The 1,103-nt window shown below is 30.0% G+C and carries 1 protein-coding gene; it reads left to right on the top strand.

Annotated elements, in window-relative coordinates:
- Positions 1 to 298 (top strand): autotransporter outer membrane beta-barrel domain-containing protein (locus ACFILA_RS09555; RefSeq protein ID WP_375660345.1); only part of this gene is annotated, 298 nt, incomplete at its 5' end.
- Between the last annotated feature and the right edge of the window lie 805 nt (positions 299 to 1,103).

The following is a 1,103-nucleotide window of genomic DNA, read 5'->3' as shown; positions in this document are numbered from 1 at the left end:
GGTGGGGCGTGTTGGTGGGCGTTTAAGCAAGACACTTAATGTTTCTGAAGAGGGACGTGTCGTTTCTTTTTATAGTAAGCTTTCTTATTTGCATAGTTTTGAAGATAAGCAATTTGTTTCTTTTAAAAACGATTTCCAATTAGGTTTTTTTGGTTCTTTTTTGGAAGCAGGTCTTGGGTTTAATGCTCGTCTTTCTTCAAAACTTTTTCTTCATGGAGATGTAACTTATCAGCATAAATTTAAGAAAGCTGGTTTTTCTGGAGCCAGTTTCTCTGCTGGATTGCGCCATCTTTTTTGAAGAGATATAATGTGCATTTTTATATGAAAGGCAGAAGATTTTTCTGCCTTTTAATGTATTGAAATTTATTTTTCCTCATCAATATGGTTATTTTTTTGATATAAAAGATTACAATAGATGCTTTCTTCTATGCGATGAGGAATTTTCCTAAAATTTTGATATTAAGATATGGGGGCAGATTTCATTGTGAATGTGAGAAGCTTGAATGCTAAATTCTTGTGGTATAATCTTTTAAAAGAGACGATATTGATGGTTGTTTTTGTCCATTTCTTTATTAAATTTTATAGATCATAAGTTTAGTCTTTACGAGATTTATGCATTTTTTTGAATTTTGTTTTAGAACTTTATTTACGTTTATATCATTTCATACGCATATTATTTGTTTCCTTTTTTAGGATGTTTACTTAAGAATTTTGGAGAAATACTTGTTTTTAGAACAAACAGAGGGAGTTTGAGGTCAAATTATAATAAAAGTAAAGTATGCTTTATCGTATTGTTACGGTTGTTGTTTTGTAAATGATAGGTGGCAGAGAAATTTTGATTGGATACAGGATATTATTTTTATTGCGGTTATGCGCGGATATCATCATTCTTTTTTCAGCATTTAATATTTGCGCAGATTTTAGCACTCGAGAATGTTCATAAGAAGCAATACACCTTTTTTCAAAAGTCCTTTTTTACATGCCAGCTTCGTTTGTGATGAACAAGGGGTTAATTGATTAAATATAAACAGGTTTGAATGAAAGAAATTTATAATATTCAGTTTTTTATTGAATATGTAGAATGATGAGTGAGTATTCTAAAT

It is taken from the genome of Bartonella sp. CL71SXKL (assembly GCF_042194935.1).
Taxonomy (GTDB): domain Bacteria; phylum Pseudomonadota; class Alphaproteobacteria; order Rhizobiales; family Rhizobiaceae; genus Bartonella.
Note: the sequence above shows the minus strand (reverse complement) of the source record. Positions and strands in the feature narration are given on the sequence as shown.